General features: G+C 42.0%; 15 protein-coding genes and 2 pseudogenes. 11 read left to right on the top strand and 6 right to left on the bottom strand.

From position 1 onward, the window contains the following. The first annotated feature begins 14 nt into the window (after positions 1–14). Both V7K97_RS19050 and V7K97_RS19055 read left to right on the top strand, forming a co-directional pair. Positions 15–161 carry a hypothetical protein gene (locus tag V7K97_RS19050; protein ID WP_334802569.1) on the top strand — a complete coding sequence of 49 codons (147 nt, stop codon included), beginning with the start codon at positions 15–17 and terminating at the stop codon, positions 159–161. A 61-nt stretch (positions 162–222) separates the two neighbouring features. Beyond that, the gene (locus tag V7K97_RS19055; protein WP_334802570.1) at positions 223–420 is read left to right on the top strand and encodes a hypothetical protein; all 198 of its coding nucleotides are present in this window, start codon (positions 223–225) and stop codon (positions 418–420) included. A gap of 368 nt (positions 421–788) precedes the next feature. Here V7K97_RS19055 and V7K97_RS19060 read toward each other — a convergent pair whose 3' ends face one another. The 3 genes from V7K97_RS19060 to V7K97_RS19070 form a co-directional block, all read right to left on the bottom strand. Then, positions 789–1,490 (bottom strand): response regulator transcription factor, encoded by a 702-nt coding sequence (locus V7K97_RS19060; RefSeq protein ID WP_334802571.1) that lies wholly within the window; start codon positions 1,488–1,490, stop codon positions 789–791. Positions 1,491–1,550: 60 nt separating this feature from the next. Beyond that, positions 1,551–3,476: a transglycosylase domain-containing protein gene (locus V7K97_RS19065; RefSeq protein ID WP_334802572.1), complete on the bottom strand. Its 1,926-nt coding sequence runs from the start codon at positions 3,474–3,476 to the stop codon at positions 1,551–1,553. A gap of 168 nt (positions 3,477–3,644) precedes the next feature. Next, a complete protein-coding gene (locus tag V7K97_RS19070) occupies positions 3,645–5,300 on the bottom strand; it encodes a peptidoglycan D,D-transpeptidase FtsI family protein (RefSeq protein WP_334802573.1) in 1,656 nt (551 codons plus the stop codon). 1,122 nt (positions 5,301–6,422) lie between these two features. Here V7K97_RS19070 and V7K97_RS19075 point away from each other — a divergent pair. Beyond that, entirely contained in the window at positions 6,423–7,823 is a 1,401-nt protein-coding gene (locus V7K97_RS19075) for a sensor histidine kinase (RefSeq protein WP_334802574.1), read from the top strand. A gap of 470 nt (positions 7,824–8,293) precedes the next feature. Here V7K97_RS19075 and V7K97_RS19080 read toward each other — a convergent pair whose 3' ends face one another. Continuing rightward, positions 8,294–10,885, bottom strand: a complete 2,592-nt coding sequence (locus tag V7K97_RS19080) for a chloride channel protein (RefSeq protein WP_334802654.1) — start codon at positions 10,883–10,885, stop codon at positions 8,294–8,296. Between the two features lie 296 nt (positions 10,886–11,181). Further along, positions 11,182–11,529, bottom strand: a pseudogene (locus V7K97_RS19085) (sensor histidine kinase); the annotation flags it as partial. On the opposite strand from V7K97_RS19085, the gene V7K97_RS19090 reads away from it, so the two are divergent. The 4 genes from V7K97_RS19090 to V7K97_RS19105 all read left to right on the top strand — a co-directional run bounded on the left by V7K97_RS19090 (position 11,510) and on the right by V7K97_RS19105 (position 15,330). Further along, entirely contained in the window at positions 11,510–11,656 is a 147-nt protein-coding gene (locus V7K97_RS19090; RefSeq protein WP_334802575.1) for a hypothetical protein, read from the top strand. The pseudogene V7K97_RS19085 and the gene V7K97_RS19090 sit on opposite strands and share 20 nt — an antisense overlap. A gap of 203 nt (positions 11,657–11,859) precedes the next feature. Then, positions 11,860–12,054 (top strand): heavy-metal-associated domain-containing protein, encoded by a 195-nt coding sequence (locus tag V7K97_RS19095; protein ID WP_094343062.1) that lies wholly within the window; start codon positions 11,860–11,862, stop codon positions 12,052–12,054. A gap of 453 nt (positions 12,055–12,507) precedes the next feature. Then, complete coding sequence (locus tag V7K97_RS19100; RefSeq protein ID WP_334802576.1) at positions 12,508–14,817, top strand: heavy metal translocating P-type ATPase; 2,310 nt, start codon at positions 12,508–12,510, stop codon at positions 14,815–14,817. 3 nt (positions 14,818–14,820) lie between these two features. Continuing rightward, positions 14,821–15,330, top strand: coding sequence for a cupredoxin domain-containing protein (locus V7K97_RS19105; protein ID WP_334802577.1), 510 nt, complete (start codon positions 14,821–14,823; stop codon positions 15,328–15,330). A 343-nt stretch (positions 15,331–15,673) separates the two neighbouring features. On the opposite strand, the pseudogene V7K97_RS19110 reads toward V7K97_RS19105, so the two are convergent. After that, positions 15,674–15,853: pseudogene (locus tag V7K97_RS19110) on the bottom strand (efflux RND transporter permease subunit); the annotation flags it as partial. A gap of 1,142 nt (positions 15,854–16,995) precedes the next feature. Here V7K97_RS19110 and ndhL point away from each other — a divergent pair. The 4 genes from ndhL (at position 16,996) to V7K97_RS19130 (ending at position 19,374) form a co-directional block, all read left to right on the top strand. Then, a complete protein-coding gene (ndhL, locus tag V7K97_RS19115) occupies positions 16,996–17,208 on the top strand; it encodes an NAD(P)H-quinone oxidoreductase subunit L (RefSeq protein ID WP_334802578.1) in 213 nt (70 codons plus the stop codon). Between the two features lie 24 nt (positions 17,209–17,232). Further along, a complete protein-coding gene (locus V7K97_RS19120) occupies positions 17,233–17,544 on the top strand; it encodes a DUF3007 family protein (protein WP_334802579.1) in 312 nt (103 codons plus the stop codon). Positions 17,545–17,635: 91 nt separating this feature from the next. Further along, positions 17,636–18,463, top strand: a complete 828-nt coding sequence (gene trpA / locus V7K97_RS19125) for a tryptophan synthase subunit alpha (protein ID WP_334802656.1) — start codon at positions 17,636–17,638, stop codon at positions 18,461–18,463. 242 nt (positions 18,464–18,705) lie between these two features. Continuing rightward, complete coding sequence (locus V7K97_RS19130) at positions 18,706–19,374, top strand: heterocyst differentiation related protein (protein WP_334802580.1); 669 nt, start codon at positions 18,706–18,708, stop codon at positions 19,372–19,374. The last annotated feature ends 876 nt before the right edge of the window (positions 19,375–20,250 follow it).

The raw sequence follows: 20,250 nt of genomic DNA on the forward strand, positions 1-20,250 counted from the left end.
TAACTGACTTCAAAATGGCAAATTATATGCTAGAAGCAAATATACGCGACAACCAAGAGCTTTCTCAGCTAATCCAACAAGCCAACTCTAAGCGAGAAGCGATCGCCTTAGTCCAAGAAGTCTGCCAAATTTGGGACGCCAATCACATAAACCAACTCTAAGCGAGAAGCGATCGCCTTAGTCCAAGAAGGGCAACCAAAAGCAGTGCTGTTAAGTTTAGCAATGTTTCAACATTTGATAGGGATTAGCGATCGCCGAGAACAGCTATCAAACGAAGGATTTGCAACTATGTCGCATCAACTTTTTACCAAATCTGGCTATGACTCGACCGACAAAATTATGGAACTTATTCAGGATGTAAAACAAGAAATATCCACAGAAAGAGAGCAAAGGCTAAATGACGGTGAAATCAAAGTCTAGTTTGCCCAAATCAATATTTATCGATACAAATATCTACATTCTGGGAGCGCTTGATTTAGCCAGCGATACTTGAGAGTCAGCAATAAAAACTACACTCAAATCTTTTTTACGCAGTTTTGCTCCAACTACAACAGAAATGGTTGATACAGTCATCTCAGTTGCTCTCGACTTAATGAATTCTCAATATTTAAAAAGCTGGTTTACTAATTGCTTTTAGATAAAAATTAAAATTCCCCAAGTCAATAATTAAATTGATTTGGAGAATAATAGTGTTCTAGTGTAAAAGAAGAGGTTAACTTCAGTAATTGTAGTCTAACAATCAGTTGTAAAGATAAGAGGTAAATATCGGGTAGAAATCGGGTATTTTCCTAAAGCTGCTTTAAGCGATAGCCCAATCCATGAACTGTCTCAATAAAATCATCAGCAGCACCTACGTCTTTAAGTTTATACCGTAAACTCTTAATGTGAGACTTAACAGTTTCCTCGCTCGGAGGGTCATCAAGCGACCAAATGCGCTCAATAATTCCGGCTCGACTTAGCACCCGCCGACCACTAGAAACCATTAATTCTAAAAGAGCAAATTCTTTAGGTGTTAGGTGTAAAGGCTTGTCAGAGTATGTGGCTTCATAAGTGCTAGAATTTAAACGCAGATTACCCCAACCAAAGTCTGAAGAAGATGTTGCGGCACTATTGCGGCGCAACAGTGCGCGAACACGAGCCATTAACTCTGGCATTTCAAAAGGTTTGACCATATAATCATCTGCTCCAGCATCCAACCCGGTAATTTTGTCACCAAGGGTATCGCGTGCTGTTAACATGAGTACAGGTATTGTGATATTACGCGATGGGCTACGCGCTGATGTAGGCGATCGCAAGCGTTGACAAAAACTGACACCATCCAGTTTGGGTAAGGTAATATCTAGCACTACTAAATCATATTCCAATACTTTGATGCAATCCCACGCTTCCTCTCCATCTTGGGCTATATCTACCACATATTGCCGGTCAGTCAGGGCTTCCATCAGCATCTCTGCTAACTGGACATCATCTTCAACTACCAAAATCCGCATTGTCAGAATATTTGTAAATTAAAAAACTAGAATAAATTCCAATACCTAACTTTAATACTTTCAATTTGATTTCGGACGAGGAAAATTAGAAGGTGGCTGGAAGTTTTCTACTGGTACATCTTTGAGTGCCTTCTGCATAAAATCACGCCAGATAGGAGCCACCATACCTCCGCCTGTCGCGTGGCTAGATAATTGTCGGTTGTTGTCCCTCCCTACCCAAATGGCAGTTGTTAACTGCGGTACCGTACCAATAAACCAAATATCTTTCTCTGAGGAAGTTGTACCCGTCTTTCCCGCAACTGGACGACCTATATCTGCACCTCTACCAGTTCCTTCTTTAACTACCGTTTGCATTACGTCTAAAATTGCTGCTGATGCCCAAGGGTCAAGAACTCGCTGAGGTTTAGGAGTATTATCTATTAACACATTGCCACTACCGTCAGTAACACGGGCAATAATCGTTGGAGGTGATTGCCAGCCGTAATTAGCAAAAGTTGCATAAGCGCTAGCCATTTCTAATGGTGTCACACCGATCGCACCTAGCGGTAAAGAACTCACCGGTTCCATCGGACTCATAATTCCCAAAGTACGGCAAGTTTCAATTACTTTATTCATACCCACAGCTTTGCCAATTTTGACTGCGGGGACATTACGAGACTGGGCTAGGGCTGTACGAATTGGTATTGCTCCCATAAATGTATTATCGTAGTTTCGGGGATAATACCAACCGTTGCCATCACGATAACTAACTGGAGTATCTAGGATTGTTGTATTTGGTGTAAATTTACCACTAGCAAAGGCAGTATAGTAAACAAACGGTTTAAAAGAAGATCCTGGCTGACGGTGGGCTTGAGTTGCTCGGTTAAATTCGCTAGTTTTTGAATCTACACCACCCACTAGTGCTTTGACAAAATGTGTGCGAGGATCAATTGCTACTAAAGCCATTTGATTATTGTTTAATCCCTCACTTTCAAGAGTTTGATGCCACTTCTTGATAGTTTCTTCTGCCATCATTTGGAAGCCTGCATCTACTGTGGTTTGTACGTGCATTCCTCCTTTGAGCAACGTTTCACGCCCAAACTTTTTAATTAATTCCTGGGCTACAGTATTGGTAACGTAAGGCAAAGCGCTACCTTGAAATGACTTGATTTCACCAAGTTTGATTTGTTGTTTGAGAGCATCATTATACTCTTGTTGAGTAATCCAATTTAATTCCAACATTCGCCCCAATACTTCTTTTTGTTTTTCTTTTGCCAGCTTCATGCTGACAAACGGGCTAAATTCTTCTGGAGCTTGAATCAAACCGGCCATCATTGCTGATTCGCCCAAAGTCAAATTTTGCGCTGATTTTTTAAAGTAAGTACGTGCTGCTGTTTGAACACCATAGTTATTGTGACCCCAGTAAACTTGATTGAGGTACATCTCTAATATTTGGTCTTTACTGATAACTTGCTCTAAGCGAATTGCTAATACTGCTTCTACTATTTTTCGGGTAAAAGCGCGTTTTTGAGATAAGAAAATATTTTTTACTAACTGCATGGTGATTGTAGAACCACCCTCTCGCACTTCCCCAGATGCAAAATTGACTAATGCAGCACGTCCAATACCACCGGGATTAATACCATGATGCTCGTAGAAGCGACTATCTTCACTAGCTAATACCGCTCGTATTAAATTGGGGGAAATTTGATCTAAAGGCACTACTTGGCGATTAGCTTCCCCATGTATACGTGTTAAAAGCTTGCCTTTAATATCATAGATATAAGTTGTTTCTGAGGGTATAAAGTTTCGTAGTTGTCTAACATCTGGTAGATTACGGAAACTAATAGCTAAACCCACTAGTCCTCCAGCTAGCACGGAACTTGATAGCATAGTAAGTGATAAGAGTGTGCCACCAGTTACTTGACCGACTCTTTTGAAAAACTCAAAACTAGGTAAAGTCTGGATTTTTGATTGTTTCTCTTCAAAAGTTTTAAATGAAGACACGGCAATTGGATTTCCTAATTTATAAATTTAACTACAATTTATTTAGTTTTTACAATCTTTGGATATCTTGCAAGACTCTCATCTTTGACTCCAAGAAGCTACAAATATGTATAGAAGATTGACTTTTTATCCAGTTATTTTCTTCCTATTCTGTATAATCTTCAACCCTTAATTCATTACCTGACTTGGTGGAATATCCTCAAGAGGGATAAGTGCTTCCATCACAGATTTAACAATTGGTGCGGCGACGGTACCACCATAAACATTTTCTCCTTTTGGCTCATCTACCACTGCCAAAACTACATAGCGGGGAGACTCCACTGGTAATATACCCAAAAAGCTAGTGATGTAAGCGCCTTTTTTATAACCGCCAGTGGAACTTGCTTTTTGTGCTGTACCAGTTTTACCAGCTATGTGATAACCAGATATTTGTGATGCTTTTCCAGTTCCTTCTTCAACCACAGTTTCCATCATTTTAATCACCTTTTTTGTTGTAGTGCGTGAGAAAATTTGGCGTGGTGTGGGGAAGGTGGGTGAGTAATGTATCTGTCCTTTACTATCAATTAGTCCCTGGACTACATGAGGTGTAACTAATTTTCCACCGTTAGCTAAAGCTGCGTGTAATTGCACTATTTGTAACGGTGTGAGGGAAAAGCCTTGGCCAAAAGAGGTAGTTGCTGGTTCAATGGGTGAAGCAACAAATTTTTCTTGACTTTTCAACTGTCCGCTAACTGCAAATGGCAAATCTGTATCAACAGTTTGCCCTATTCCTAAGCGTTGTAGCCAGTTGTAATAGATTGAAGGACGCAATCGCTGCATAATTTCCACCATGCCAACATTGCTAGAGTATTGGAGAATTTGAGTAACACTAATTTTTTGATAATTGTTTTCCTCAGCATTTTTAATAGTGTAGTTGGCTACTTTAATAAAACCAGGATCTTTAAATACATCATCTGATTTTATAACGCCATTTTCTAAAGCGATCGCTACATTCAAAGGCTTAAATGTTGATCCTGGTTCATAAGTATCTGCTACTGTCCAATTTTTAAACAGTGAAATATCAGCTTTAGAGTATTCGTTGGAGTTATATGTTGGCACAGATACTAAAGCCAGCAAGGAACCATCCAAGGCATCCATTACAATTACCGCCCCCCGTTTCGCCCTAAATTTCTCCATCTGTTGCTTCAGAGCTAAACGGGCGCTTCGTTGTAGACGACTATCAATAGTTAGCTGTAGTTGCAAATCATCAAAATCCAGCAATTCCACAGGAGCATAATCTGGCATCAATGCGCCGTTACCTGTTCGACTAAGCCGTACAGTTTCCACAGAACGTTTCAGCAAATCTTCTTGGCTGTATTCCACACCTGCTTGACCGTTACGGTCTGTATTTACGTAACCTACTACATCTGCAACTAAATCGTTCTCTGGGTAGAACCGGAGGTATTTTTGAGTTAACTCCAAACCATTGAAGTGCAATGCAGTTACATGAGTAACAGTTGATTCTGGTAGCGCAGAAGCAAGTAAAATGCCACTTTTTTGACTTTGAAAAATTTTCACTAATTCATTAGCATTTTTGTTAAGGATTGGGGCAAGTTTTTGTGCTACTTGTTCATCAGATTGTTTAAACAGTTTTGGATGAGCGTACAGAGTATATACAAGACGGTCACAAGCCAAGATATTATCATTACGATCCACCACCATTCGGCGAGGTATAAAAGGCTGTAAAGTTACCATCTGCTGATTTCGTGCTTTCTCTGTTAGCTTTGCTCCCTGTACAATTTGTAATTTATACAAGTTGATAACCAATCCTAAAATTGCTGCCATTAAAATACACCATACTAAAAAAAGTCTGTGTCTAGTGTTTAGTATTTGGTTTGGTGTATGGGTAGTAATTATTTTCTTTTTATCTTGTCTAAAAACACTCTCTCGCTTTGTAACTGCGGGATTCTGTGAACTCTGTAATTTCACTCTACTTGCTCATGATGATGAACGATATTTATTGACAATATTCACTGAACAGTGAGGCATGATAATTTACCAAAGCCGGAAATGATATTTTAATACCTCATTTTGTATTTTCCTAACGCTACACCTTAAAAGTCTAAAAGTTGGGTAGAATTCGGGTAAAAATCGGGTAGTAAAAGCAAGAATATTGATTAAATTCTAGCTTTTCAATATAATTCACATGAATTAGAGATGAGATAATAGAGCAATCACAGTTTATTTAATGACAATATAGGAATATCTTTTGATTTAGAGAATTTATTGGGTTTAGTGGGTATTTACATAGTCAATAGAAAAGAAAGCTTTTTGAGTGGCAATAAGTTTTTCAAAAATCAAATATAGGACTCATATTTGATTTCTGAAATATACGTAGGGTGCGTTACGCCAAAGGCTAACGCACCAGTTAACGATTTAGGTGCGTTAGGCTACGCCATAACACACCCTACAGATACTTAGATTTTTTCAGAAATCAAATCGCACTCCTATATGAATCCTGATATATAAAACTAAAATCCTCCAAACAAACAATTAAATTTATTTGTTTGGAGATATTTTAGTGCAAAGGAGCTTGAATTTAAGTAGAATTTTAATACCTATTTGTGGAGATTTAAGGCAAAAATATGGTAGAAATCGGGTAGTTATAAAATTTTTGAACTAAGCTTAATATTTGGAAAAATCTTTACTTTGATGCAAGGTCTTGGATAAGATATGGACTCTAAACCGAATGGCACTAAGAAAAGCCCAAAGACTTATTGTATCCTCGTTCCCAGCCTCCAGGCTGGGAACGAGTTCCGAGAGGCTCTGCCTCTTGTCAAGAAAGAGGAGGCTCCGCCTCCGAGAATGGTTTCCCAGCCTCCAGGCTGGGAACCAGTTGGGGCAAGGGCTGTATCTTAACTTAGTGCCATTCGACTCTGAACCATTAATGATTAATTAATTTTTTCTATGAAATGGTCACTGGAAAGGAAATGGATTGCCTCTGGCTTTGGCTTGAGCTTATTATTAATGGGTACAGCTAGTCTGATTTCTTACCAAAATGCTACTCAGTTAATTGAAAGTAGCAATCAAGTGAAGGACACACATGAGGTAATGAAAAATGTTATTGACATCTTCGCTACACTAACCGATGGAGAAGCCGGACGCAGGGGTTATATTCTTTATAGAGAGCAATCAGAACTCAAACGTTACTATCAGGCAATGCAAAGCCTGGATGCCAAAGTCAAAAAGTTGCAGCAACAACTTGCTGATGACTCTTATCAACAGCAGCAAATAACGAAGCTAAAATTCCTCATTGCTCAAAGAGTTCAATTATCTAAACAGTCGATTAACCTCAAAGAAGCAGGTAAATCAAGCTTTGCTATTCAAGCACCTCTAGTTACTCAAAGTAACCAAAACCGTAATCAAATCCGCGAAACGCTTACTCAAATGCAAGCGAGGGAGGAACAGTTACTACAAATCTCGGTCAGACATTCCCAAGATAATATCCGCAACCGGATGTTGATTGAATTCCTCAGTACTTTCTTGAGTTTTGCCATTTTATTAGGCGTTTATGCGTTGCTTTATCAGCAATTAGTAAAGCGCCAAGAAGCAGAAGCTATTCAACAGACTTTAGCTCAAGAAAAAGAACTTAGCGAATTGAAGTTACGCTTTTTTTCAATGGTATCCCATGAATTTCGTACACCATTGAGTATTATATTGGGGTCGGCTCAACTATTGGCTCAAAGTAATCAGCAGTGGACGGAAGAGAAGAAACTTAAAAATCTGTATCGGATTCAATCTTCAGCTAGGTCAATGAACCAGTTACTAACCGATATTTTAACTTTGACTAGGGCAGAAGCTGGGAAATTAGAATTTCATCCAGAACTGATAGATTTGGAAGCATTTTGCATTAATTTGATAGAAGACCTCCAATTTTCTAATCAACAACAGCATACTATTAAATTTATCAGCCAAGGGAACTGTACTCATGCCAAATTAGACGAAAATATACTTTATTCGGTTCTGAGTAACTTACTCTCAAATGCAATTAAATATTCACCTCCAGAGGGAAGTATTTTCTTAATTCTTAGTTGTGAATCATCCGCAATATTTTTCCAAGTTAAAGATAATGGAATAGGAATTCCTGGCGAATTTAAAGAGCATTTATTTGAGCCTTTTCATCGTGCTAATAATGTAGGCAAGATTGTTGGTAGTGGACTAGGACTTGCTGTGGTTAAAAAGTGCTTAGAAATACATCATGGAGAAATTTATGTAGATAGCGAAGTAGGAGGTGGAACAAGTTTTACGATAAAATTTCCCCAACAAGGAACAGTAATAGTCAAGAGTAAATTAAGCAGTCATGATTAAACTTAAATTTTCTTGTTTATAAGGTTTTAATCCTTAATATTTAACAAATTAATTTCGAGAGGAAGATGTCACAAATATACCTGTTAATACAAAAGATAATTATAAATCAATACAGTTCAGATAAGACCAAAACACTTGTAGAGACGGCGATTTATCGCGTCTCGAAAACCCAAAATTGTTGCCAGTAGCCCTAGCGATAGCGGAGTGAAGCGATCGCCGAGTCTTATATCTTGCACCAGGCGCCTAGAAGTCGCGGCTACACGAGACAAAACCTGCCTCCGCAGGTTGAAAAGCCTTGATTTGCGTTAGTCCGCGTAGGCGGACGAGAGTTTGTATAGCCGTGATTTCTAATCGCTAGGGCTAGGTGCAAGATGTGAGGAGTCCGAAGTGATTGCCACTCTGTTTCACTCGCAATGACATATCATAAGTGATTAAGCGGATTTGATACGGGTAGGCGCAAGCCTACGTAATTAAGTTTTGACCATGATAACCGTACAATTACTCTTGCGAGAAATATTCTCGGCAATATTTCCTTGAATCGCTTGTTGCAGTAGACTTTCACGGCTAGCTCCCAGGACAATCACATCACTATTATCAAGTTCTGCGCACTTCAGGACAGCATCAGAAACAGAATTGGCACGAACGGGAGTAGCGATCACTTTACCACTAACTCGGCGTTGGAGAAAGTGAACAGATTTATCTAGTAATGTTGTGTCAGGAATGGAGTTAGTAGGCTGGAAAACCTGACATAGCTTGATTTGAGGTGATGTACTTAAAGAAGCCAGAGCAGGTAATAACTTAATTGCTTGGCTGGAGTTAGGGCCGCCTGCCATTGGCAACAACCAACGGTCAAAGGATCTTTTATCATCTAATTTAGCCAAGATAACATCACAACCTGCCTGTCGAATTATGGTATCCACCACTCGGCTAAAAACTCTACCAGGAGTTGATGTACTGCCTTTCCAGCCCATCAGCACCAAGTCAATGTGTCGTTCTTTGACAGTCTCCAAAATTGCCCCTGCAATATTATGGGCAACTCGGATTTGGGTGTGAACGGGAATCCGCCAATTCTCTCCTAACAGTCTTGCCATGTGGAAAAGATGATGGCTTTTAGCAGTTTCCACTGGTGTTTCAGATGGGATACGGCCAGACGGAACGATAATCACTTGTAGGCATTCTAGTTCGTAATTGCGATCTTTGGCGATCGCAACTGCCATTTCTAGTAAAGTCTCGGCTGTCTGTGGATGTGAAAGTGGTACTAACAACCTTCCTTTGCCTGTAGCTGGAGCGCGAGTTTGGTAAACCACATAAGAAGGTGCTGATTTACGTTCTATTTGTTCGCTATTACCACTCAGTCGCTCTGCTTCTACACGGATAATATCACTACGAGTAATAATTCCTATAAGCTTGCGACCTTCTATAACAGGCAAGCAGCTGAGGTGATAACGATTGAGTATATGCAGTACATGAGCCAGTGTCGCTATGGGAGTTACTGTCACTGGCTCTGGTGTCATAATCTCGCTAATACTCGTATCTCCACCTAACTGTTGCGAAGCAATATTAACTAAATCTTTCTGAGTGATAATACCAACAACTTTACCATTCTCTAAAACTGGGAAGTTGCGATGGTGAGAGTCGGAAAATGCCTGTACTGCTTCATCAGTACTCATTTGGCTAGAGAGAGTTTCCACACGCCGTTGCATCACATCTACGGCACTCAGTTGTGCTAGAAGTCCCTCTGTGCTAGGCTCCTTGGTGATGTGAATCCCTTTCCACTCTAGTAGAAGGTCGTAGAGCGATCGATGGTCAATTTTTTCTGCTACTAAATAGGCAACCACAGACGCAATCATTAGCGGTAGCACCAGATTGAAATCTGTGGTCATCTCAAATACAATGACAACTGCTGTAATTGGTACTTTGGAGACGGCGCTAAAAAAGGCAGCCATGCCGACATGAGCATAGACTGTCGCAGCACTCATTCCCAGTAAACTGTGTTCGACAGCACCCACTAAGTAACCAAGGGCAGCTCCTAAGACTAAGGTGGGAACTAGTAAACCCCCTGGCGCTCCAGAGCCATAGGTAAAAATAATTAGGGTAAACTGAACTAAAAGAGCGATCGCGGCAAACGACCAGTTAGTATTACCCGCAAGCAAAATTTCTCTCAGCCCAGCATGATCGCGAAAGGCAGCAGGTAAAAAGGCGATCGCCACACCACTGACTAACCCCGCGATTCCAATTCGCCAGGATAAACTCACATGTAGCAGGCGGCGGTTAATTGCTAGACTCTCAAGAATACCTTTATTAAATAGAATGCCTAGAAGTCCCGCCAGCACTCCCAAAATCAAGTAGAAAGGGATTTCCTGAGCGAAGAAAGTTGTATCGGGAAGACCTAAATTTAGATGATTTAGATCCAGGTTGTGGCTACCATAGAGCCGGGAGATGACTGAAGCGATGAAAGAAGCCAAAATCGCAGTACCAAGAGTGATACCTGACACATCTTGGAGTAATTCTTCCACTACAAAAAGGACACCGGCAATGGGTGCATTAAAAGCCGCAGCTAAACCAGCCCCGGCTCCAGCGGCGATCAGTTGGCGACGATGCTCTGGTGAAGTCGGTACCCAGTTACTAAGTTGATTTGCCAAAGCTGCCCCAATTTGGACAGTTGGCCCTTCCCGTCCCAAAGGCATTCCCGAACCCAACACTAACGTAGCGCTGATCAACTTCACCAAAGCAATTCGCAGATTTAACGGCATTGGTACGCGAGCCAATACCGCTTTCACTTCAGACATCCCACTACCTGATGCTTCCGGTGCAAAACGCTCTACTAGCCAACCAGCTAAAAGTCCCCCTACTAGTCCAATACCTGGTAGCACCAAGTAGGCAGGCCAAAGGTAAGAAACACGCACTCGCAATGCGCCTGCCCAATCCACTGCCTGTCCTAACAGAACTGCCACTAGCCCAGAAACTAGACCAATCAGGCAAGCTTCTACGAAAGCCAAGCGTCTGGGTCGAAGCATCTGACGGGAAAGCCTCAACCAGAGAATTTTACCCTTGGCTAACATATTTTTAGCAATCACTTGTCATTAATGAAGGTATATAAATGTCTGAAATGTCTTACCGTTCACCCTATTCATAGCGTTTCACAAAAAAATGAAATCAGAATGAAATTTTTCTATGTCTAAAGATAGATACAGCACTTCCGGCAGCTATGAGGTACATCCTCAAATCTGAAAGCTTTGATAGGAGAGGGCAAGGAGAAAAACTGTATTGCATAATAGCCGGAAGCGCTGTACATGCAGTATTAATACAGTGCGTATAATACTTAATACTTAAAAATACCGCTTTAATACAGCCAACTCTAATCATCTGCGTTTGTTTCTTTCATAAACGGAGTAACATCCAAAGGTAATTGAACTGTAAAAGTGCTGCCTTTACCTAATTCACTTTGTACATTTAATTTGCCTTGATATGCTTGAACAATAGCTTGAACAATGGCTAGTCCCAAACCATAACCACCAGTGTTACGAGAGCGATCGCTACTCACCCGATAAAAGCGATCAAAAATTCGAGTCAGTTCGTGTTTCGGGATACCAATGCCTGTATCTTGAACTTTAATTACAGCATTATAGTCGTTGCAGTCTAAGAAAACTGTTACTTCCCCACCTCTAGGTGTATATTGTATTGCATTGACAATTAAATTAGAAAATGATCAGGAATTCCTCCGTCAAATGACTCGCCATCACCGAATGGCGACAATGATGGCTGGTATGGCTGAAAGTGCGATACTTTTGACTTCATTAAAAAGAATTTTGCAAAATCCCTTGACTCTCTAGCCAGCTAGAGAGTCTATGATAAATTCATGAAGTCAGAGATTTCAGACAATCTCAAGCTGTAGCGGTTCGTGTACTTACAGTTATGCCGTCTGAAACAGCAATCAAAGAAGCGTGCTAGTTAAAGCCGTAAAGCATTTGAGCCTTCAAATGCTGATTTTCTTAAATCCATTTTTTTCTTATCTAAGTTCAAGGTTTCTAACGTTATGACACTCCAAATAACAGTTCCTAATATGGCTTGTTCTGCTTGTGGAGACACCATTACTAAAGCAGTTAAGACAGTTGATCCTACTGCTACAGTTCAAGCAGATCCAAAAACAAAAATCGTCTTAGTAGATACAAATGCTTCTGAAACAGTTATTAAAGAAGCAATTACTACTGCTGGCTATTCTGTTACTTAAAAGCTATCGACAAATAAAAGTAGAGCAAGATATAGCCTAAGCCAACCATTTTAAACATCTGAAACCCTTGCAAACAGATAAGGGACTGGGAATTTAATAATGTACCAATCATTTATGATTTTCTGCTTGATATCAATTATCTGACTGGTACTTTATTTTTAGGCTAGTACAAGAAGGCAAAAGTAAAAAGGCAAAAGTAAAAAGAAAGAATGCTTATTTTGTAGGCTTTCTGGCTATTTAAAATGGTTGCTTTCTTTACGCCGTGTCGTACTAGTAGTCCGTCAAGTTTAAATTGAGGGGTATTAATTTAGTTCGTAGTTGCGCTTTAGCGCTAAAGCGCAACTACGAACCCCTCAAAACTAGCTTGACAGACTACTAGTCCCTACCCCTCCTCTTAAGCAAGCTAGGCGCAGCGTCTCGTAGAGAAGCGGGGCATATCCCATTATTTTAACTATGGATACTCTAAGTCTTAAACTTCGGGGCATGAGTTGTGCCTCCTGTGCCAACAACATCGAAGAAGCAATTAGCTCTGTTCCGGGGGTGAATGATTGTAACGTCAACTTTGGCGTTGAACAGGCTACTATTCAATACGATCGCCAGCGCACCAATCTAGAAACAATCCAAGCCGCCATAGATGCTGCTGGATACTCATCTTACCCACTCCAAGAACAAGAAATGATTACGGGAGAAGATGATGCTGAAAAAAACGCCCGTGAAGCAGAATTACGCAGACTTACCCGTAAAATTGTTGTAGGAGCAATCCTCAGCACTTTGATTCTACTAGGGTCAATTTCTGCCATGACAGGGCTAAACCCGCCTGGGATTCGCGCATTATGGTTAGATAATCCGTGGGTACAATTGGTACTAGCAAGCGCTGTTTTGTTCTGGTGCGGTGCAGACTTCTTCAAAAATGCCTGGAAAGCCTTTAAACGTCATACAGCAACGATGGATACCTTGGTTGCGATGGGTACTGGTGCAGCGTATTTTTATTCACTCTTTGCTACTGTTTTTCCCGGATTTTTTACGTCTGCTGGATTGATGCCTGATGTGTATTATGAAGCAGCAGCAGTAATTACCACCTTAATTCTGCTAGGCAGGCTATTTGAGAATCGCGCCAAGGGACAAACTTCTGAAGCTATCCGTAAACTCATCGGTTTGCAAGCCAGAGATGCCAAAGTAATCCGAGATGGGAAAGAAGTTAATGTTCCTATCCAGGAAGTTCAAATTGGTGATGTAATTTTGGTGCGCCCAGGTGAAAAAATTCCGGTTGACGGAGAAGTGATAGAGGGTGCTTCTAACGTTGATGAAGCGATGGTGACTGGTGAGAGTTTGCCAGTCAAAAAGCAACCGGGGGATGAAGTAATTGGAGCCACAATTAACAAAACAGGTAGCTTTCAATTCCGAGCAACCCGCGTTGGTAAAGACACTTTTTTGTCTCAAATCGTCAAAATGGTGCAACAAGCTCAAGGCTCTAAAGCACCAATTCAACGTTTAGCAGATCAAGTAACGGGATGGTTTGTACCAGTAGTTATGGCGATTGCGATCGCAGCCTTCGTTATTTGGTTCAACGTCATGGGCAACTTGACGTTAGCCCTAATCACCACAGTCGGAGTGCTAATTATCGCTTGTCCCTGTGCTTTGGGTTTAGCTACTCCAACTTCAGTCATGGTAGGAACCGGCAAGGGAGCAGAAAATGGTATTTTAATTAAAGGTGCTGAAAGTTTAGAACTCGCTCATAAAATCCAGACCATTGTACTGGATAAAACTGGAACTTTAACACAGGGAAAACCCACTGTTACTGACTTTGTTACAGTTAACGGCACAGCTAATGGCAACGAGTTAAAACTTTTGCAATTGGCAGCATCTCTAGAAAGAAATTCAGAACATCCACTTGCTGAAGCGGTGGTTAGGTATGCCCAATCTCAGCAAGTGGAACTGACAGAGGCTAAGAAATTTGCAGCGATGCCTACGGCAAGCCACTTCGTGGCTAACGCTGGAAGTGGTGTTCAAGGCATTGTTTCCGACCACTTGGTACAAATTGGTACTCAGCGTTGGATGGCAGAATTAAATATCGACACTCACAATCTCCAAGAGGGTAAAGCCTCTCTGGAAGCTGCGGGTAAGACAGCTATTTTAATTGCTGTGGATGGGCAAATTCAAGGCTTGATGGGAATTGCTGATGCACTCAAACCCTCTTCAGTAGCAGTTGTGAGAACGTTACAAAAGTTAGGTTTAGAGGTAGTTATGCTCACAGGGGATAATCGCCAAACAGCAGAAGCGATCGCTAGCGAAGTTGGGATCACACGAGTCTTTGCAGAAGTTCGACCAGACCAAAAAGCGTCTCAAATACAGGCATTGCAAGCAGAGGGGAAAATTGTCGCAATGGTGGGTGATGGCATCAATGATGCGCCAGCACTGGCTCAAGCCAACGTGGGTATTGCCATTGGTACAGGGACAGATGTGGCGATCGCAGCCAGCGATATTACCCTGATCTCTGGAGACTTGCAAGGTATTGTTACTGCAATTCAATTGAGCCGTGCCACCATGCAGAATATCCGCCAAAATCTCTTCTTTGCCTTGATTTACAACGTTGCTGGGATTCCCATTGCTGCTGGAGTTTTGTTTCCGATCTTTGGCTGGTTACTCAACCCAATGATTGCAGGTGGGGCGATGGCTTTTAGTTCCGTTTCTGTTGTGACTAATGCCTTACGCTTGCGTAACTTTAAACCCAAACATATCTCAAGTAATCGTGGAGGAATTTAGCAAATGTTCAACAAAAGTAGTATTTTTGGGAGCATTGCAGCTTTAGCGCTTCTGTTTGGTATTGCGTCAAATGTAGCAATAGCAGAAATGCCAACACATTCATCAGAGCAGACCAATCAATTTCGCCGCATTGAGCAACCACTAGCATTAAAAATTGGTGTTACTTTGGGCGGTTTAGGATTAATTGGATTAGAACTGTGGTGGTTTCTATTGAGTAAAAATAAAGCTGCAAAAGCTAATCTTGGTCAAGGGATACAGGAGTTAACAATTAATGTAGATGGCGGTTATGAACCTGCTCGTGTAATTGTGAAATCTGGTCTACCTGTACGGCTAAATTTCTTTCGTAGCGACCCTAGTAGCTGTTTGGAAAAAGTGTTGTTACCTGATTTTCATATTGCTCAAGATTTGGCTCTCAATCATGTTACTCCCATTGAATTTACACCTCCCCAACCAGGTCAATATCAATTCACCTGTGGAATGAATATGTTTCGTGGTGTGGTAGAAGTCCAGTAGTGAGGTAATAATAAACTTTACCTACTTTTATTTTTCTTTGTTGTTCATTCAACAATTCATGCACTGATTGTCAAACCACAGATAAATATAGACAAACTATCTATATTACAGTTCGGTTCAGTTATCGAAATCATAAGGGGTTTAAACAATTGAAATTTCGTTGACTATAGTGCAATACGGTTCAGTTAAGGCTAGCACTCTTTGTCAAAGTCGTTTTTTTTTTACGAACCACAGAGGCGCAGAGAAGCCAGTGCGTTGGGCGGGTTCCCCGACTTGAAGCAACTGGCGCGACACAGAGAGAGAAGAGAGAGAAGGAAAAAATTAACTGAACTGTATTGAACTGTGGTATTCCCTCAGCGAGGCGATGATTATAGTTATCGACTAACAGCAATCCGTTGCGAGTAGCTACACCAAATAAAGTAATAAAACCAACCATCGAAGCAACGGAAATAATACCACCACTCAACGCCACAGAGATAACCCCACCAATTAATGCCAGTGGCAAGTTAATCATAATCATGACTTCAAAACGGCGATCGCTTTTCAGGGCATCCATGACCGCTAAAGCAGCTTGATTAGTTGCATTCAGAGATTCACCAGGTATGAGAACCATTGAATTAACTAAAGAGCGATCTTGGAACTCTGGCAAAAAGACTTTACCCTTCAAGGCTATTGGCTAAACCAGGATGTTTTCCTGACAAACAAGTTCGCGCTGCTTTAAGGGCAGCGCGAAAATAAATTCGTTTGGAACCATAACCTTGTCATCCTTTATTGGAAGCATAAGCTTACCGTTGCGGCAAAGTTATGGGTAAAGTCACATCTGTAAACCTTTCGGTATTTCAAATTTTAGTGGGGGTGGAGGGACTTGAACCCACACGACCTTTTACGGTCAACGGATTTTCATTCTCCCGCAGCTTTCACTGCTACCTGATGATAATAACCAGATCAGGTTTTGAGAATTGGACTCTCCCTTTACCCTCGACTTAACGTTAGGGTAGCTCCCGTCGGGTCTCTGCACCTTCCGAATAGTTATGAGTTATGAGTTAGGAGTTGAGAGTTTTAAATTTACTCAGTACTCAGCACTCAGAACTTTCTTCGGCTTGGCTCAGGATTGCCATGTCTGTCACCAGATTTAGGTTTCCCTGAGTTTGAGAGCTTCCACTTGAGGGATTTCTCCTTCAAGGCTCAGTTATCTAAGTCCGTAGCGTCTACCATTCCGCCACACCCCCGCAGGTGTTTGGCAACTAGTTATAACTAGTTATTTTGTAGAGGTAGCAAATACCCCCCTCATCTATTCCACCATCAATTGTGTCTTTTGTCCAACTAGATTGAAAATATTTTTCTAGATTGTGCGATCGCTTCCTAAATTTGGAAGTTTTTTTGTTTTCTCGTAATCAATCTGGATAAGTTTTCGATCTTGTCTGACTAGAGCATTTGATTGCTAGTAGACTTTTTATAATAGCATGACATTAGCTTTTTTTATGATGTCCGTTGAATTACCCCCACAATAGAAGTACTCCAGCCCGCCAAAGCTGGCCTTCCCCGCTTGTGGTGAGGGGTTCTGAGGAATTCTGGGGCGGTTATGTTGAAGGCATTATGACTATAGTTCTCTGAGTTTGGCTCTTCAGCCTATGATGGAAAACAGATGCTTAAGACTTGAAACTTATGATTGTCGCCCTGCTGTATCTGATTTTGGCTGGAGCTTACCTTCTGGTAATCCCCATTGCTATCTTGCTGTACCTGAAGCAGCGTTGGTATGTCGCTAGCTCCATTGAGCGGATGTTGATGTACTTTTTGGTGTTTTTCTTCTTTCCGGGTTTGTTGGTTCTATCGCCGTTTGTAAATTTTCGACCCCAACGGCGACAAATTCAAGTTTAACGATATTGGTAGGTCATAACTCTCATGCGACGGATTGACGCTATTGGAATTGGCTTGGGTGTTTTTACTGCCGGTGGCTTGGCATACATAGGATTGCAGCTAGTCGGTTTGGATAATCAGAAAGCTGGTATATGGAGCCAAGTCTTACTAGTCAGTGGGTTAGTTGGCTGGTTAGCCACCTATTTTTTCCGTGCGGTGGGAAAAAAAACGACCTACCACGAACAGAGGGAACAGTATGAGCAAGACTTTCTGCAAAAGCGGCTAGATGAGCTTACTCCCGAAGAATTGGCACGAATTCAAGCCCAAATAGAACAAGAAGAGCAATCTCAGGTGTAAAGTTATCATTGGTCAGTTGTCGTTTGTCCTTTGTTAGTTACGAATTACCAACGACTAATGACCAATGACCAATGATTAATGATTAATGCTAATGACTGCGATTTCTGATTGCTTTGAAACTCTTGGGCGCAATGGTGAGTGCGCTCTGATTCCTTTTATCACTGCTGGCGATCCAGATTTAGAAACAACGGCAAAAGCTTTGCAGGTTCTAGATCGTAGTGGAGCCGACATTATAGAACTGGGCATACCCTACTCCGATCCTTTGGCCGATGGGCCAGTGATTCAAGCGTCTGCTACCCGTGCCTTGCAAAGGGGTACCAAATTGGGGCAGGTGCTAGAAATGCTGCAAGAGATTACTCCCCAATTGCGATCGCCCATTGTCCTATTTACTTATTACAACCCAATTTTGCACCGGGGAATTGACAAATTTCTCCAGGAAATTGCGGCGGCGGGCGTAGCGGGATTGGTAGTACCAGACTTACCGTTAGAAGAAGCAGCAAGCTTGCTGCAACCAGCTAGCGCCATCGGAATTGATCTCACCTTGTTCGTAGCTCCCACCAGTTCAGATGAACGAATAGAAGCGATCGCTCGTTCTTCCCAAGGATTTATTTATTTAATCACTGTGACAGGGGTAACAGGAATGCGATCGCAAGTGGAAAATCGCGTGTCCAATTTACTCAAACAAATTCGTGGTGTTACTGATAAACCTATCGGTGTCGGCTTTGGCATCTCCGAAGCAGCACAAGCCCGTCAGGTAAGGGAATGGGGCGCAGATGCAGTAATCGTGGGTAGTGCTTTTGTGAACCGATTAGCCCAAGGCACCCCAGAAGAAGGACTAAATGCGATCGCCCAATTTTGCCAAAGTCTCAAGACAGCCATCAAAACTACCAAGACCAGCACAGATACTCCTCTTGATTAGAAGGGTAAACTAGATTAAAAAAGTATAATAGTGTAGTTTTTCCATCCTTCCTTGGTAGACAATTTGACCATTATGGTCTTGAATATTAACATCAGATATCATGGTGTAAAAAAACTAGCTGATACAGTCGCTTATAGTTTGAGTATTATGTGAAATCAAGTAGGCAAAATTTATGAATGTGAGTGTGAGAGTGAGTCAGTCACAAATGATTATAGTTACGTCGCAATTGAGGAGCAAAGGCGATGAGTGAGAGTATGGCGTTTATCGGCGGGGTCGCCGTAGCTGGGCTGGCGGCTCTCGTATTGCTCAAAGGAACAAATACCCCTCTACAACCTAACTTTGCTGTTGCTTCGCAAATCCCAGGTGTAGTAGCGCCCCAAGGAATGCAGCCACAAATGTATCCTTACGGGCCTTATGGGCAACCAATGTATCCCGGTCAGATTCAGCCACCGACTGCCCCAAATACTGACCAGCGCTTAGAGGTAGAGAAGCTGAACACGCAAATGCAGTTGGAACGTTTAAAAAGCGACAACGAACAACTGAAGTTGCAAAATCAACAGCTCCAAGGTCAAGTCCAAAATTTCAATACTCAGCAGCAGTGGCAACAAGCCCAGCAGTATAACCAACAAAAAGCAGCAGCATTCCAACCGCAAAATCCTTCTTGGTGGTCTTCACCCATGCTTTGGGCTGTGGGAGGCGCAACTCTCACCATTGGTGGTGGTGTTGTCGTCGCTGGGGTATTGGCTTTATTCTCACCACGGCAGCGTCCAGCCCGGACTGTACAAGTTATTCATCCTTACCAAGGAAATACGCCGCCCTTGGTTCCAGTCCGTCGCGCTGAGTTTCTGCCTGCTTCGCGGATGGAAGCAAGACGAGTTGAAGCCCAAGAATACGACGAAATGCACGGATAGGGAAATCAAACCACAGATAAACACAGATGCACACAGATAATTCGTCAGTGTGCATCTGTGGTTTAACGTATCGCGGAAGTCCCCACCCTCAATGTACTCATAGGGTGGGGATAAGGAGTCGTCAATCTTGTGGCTAGGCAATTTGTCAATGTAATCTTCAATCATTTGAGTCACTGTTTTTTCCTTGAAAGTGGCATGGTTTTTTAGTTTGTTGAAAAAGAGGCAGGGGAGCAGGGAGCTCTTAGCAGGGGAGAAGGAACAGAAAGGGGGATTCGACCCCACCTGAACGAGAACCACTTAATAGAAGTGGGGGACTCAGACCCATGTTCCGCTCCGCTACACGGCAGGAGTCAGGGGTCATTCCCCCCCGCTCCCTGCCCCCTGCCCCCTGCCTCTTCGTTGAAACGCTTTTCTGATATACGAATATGTACTTCCTTTGTTTTCATAAATATGTCTATAGTGTGGATATATCTATGGGAATATATAAATGGTTGTTGACCCACCCACTCGACTCATATAACAAACGGCCACAGTAGCGGTAATACGCTTGCCTAGACTAAGAGCGAGAGAAAGGGGGAAAGACCTCGGTCACTGGTTCGTATGGTTACGCCCTGCGGTAAAAAATAAGCCACACAGGGGTGTACGAAAAAGTAATAAAACTGTCTGCCGAAGGCGGACGGCTGCGCGGGTTCTTCCTGAGAAGATAAAGGTAGCAATACCAGAAACGCTGTGTAAGACCATTATCGGGTTTAGTCCCGAATATCAAGAGTGATATACCCAACGTGGCAACGACGAATGAGACGCGAAACGATGATGGTTGTTATCTTTGAAGCTCCGGCTTCAGCGAAGCAAGCCGGAGTACTTCACAATGATCAA

The organism is Nostoc sp. (assembly GCF_036917815.1).
GTDB lineage: Bacteria > Cyanobacteriota > Cyanobacteriia > Cyanobacteriales > Nostocaceae > Nostoc.

Coding starts and splice junctions, on each gene's coding strand:
- V7K97_RS19050 (WP_334802569.1), top strand. CDS start 15: ATGGCAAATTATATGCTAGAAGCAAATATACGCGACAACCAAGAGCTT.
- V7K97_RS19055 (WP_334802570.1), top strand. CDS start 223: ATGTTTCAACATTTGATAGGGATTAGCGATCGCCGAGAACAGCTATCA.
- V7K97_RS19060 (WP_334802571.1), bottom strand. CDS start 1,490: ATGCGGATTTTGGTAGTTGAAGATGATGTCCAGTTAGCAGAGATGCTG.
- V7K97_RS19070 (WP_334802573.1), bottom strand. CDS start 5,300: ATGGCAGCAATTTTAGGATTGGTTATCAACTTGTATAAATTACAAATT.
- V7K97_RS19075 (WP_334802574.1), top strand. CDS start 6,423: ATGAAATGGTCACTGGAAAGGAAATGGATTGCCTCTGGCTTTGGCTTG.
- V7K97_RS19080 (WP_334802654.1), bottom strand. CDS start 10,885: ATGTTAGCCAAGGGTAAAATTCTCTGGTTGAGGCTTTCCCGTCAGATG.
- V7K97_RS19095 (WP_094343062.1), top strand. CDS start 11,860: ATGACACTCCAAATAACAGTTCCTAATATGGCTTGTTCTGCTTGTGGA.
- V7K97_RS19100 (WP_334802576.1), top strand. CDS start 12,508: ATGGATACTCTAAGTCTTAAACTTCGGGGCATGAGTTGTGCCTCCTGT.
- V7K97_RS19105 (WP_334802577.1), top strand. CDS start 14,821: ATGTTCAACAAAAGTAGTATTTTTGGGAGCATTGCAGCTTTAGCGCTT.
- ndhL (WP_334802578.1), top strand. CDS start 16,996: ATGATTGTCGCCCTGCTGTATCTGATTTTGGCTGGAGCTTACCTTCTG.
- V7K97_RS19120 (WP_334802579.1), top strand. CDS start 17,233: ATGCGACGGATTGACGCTATTGGAATTGGCTTGGGTGTTTTTACTGCC.
- trpA (WP_334802656.1), top strand. CDS start 17,636: ATGACTGCGATTTCTGATTGCTTTGAAACTCTTGGGCGCAATGGTGAG.
- V7K97_RS19130 (WP_334802580.1), top strand. CDS start 18,706: ATGAGTGAGAGTATGGCGTTTATCGGCGGGGTCGCCGTAGCTGGGCTG.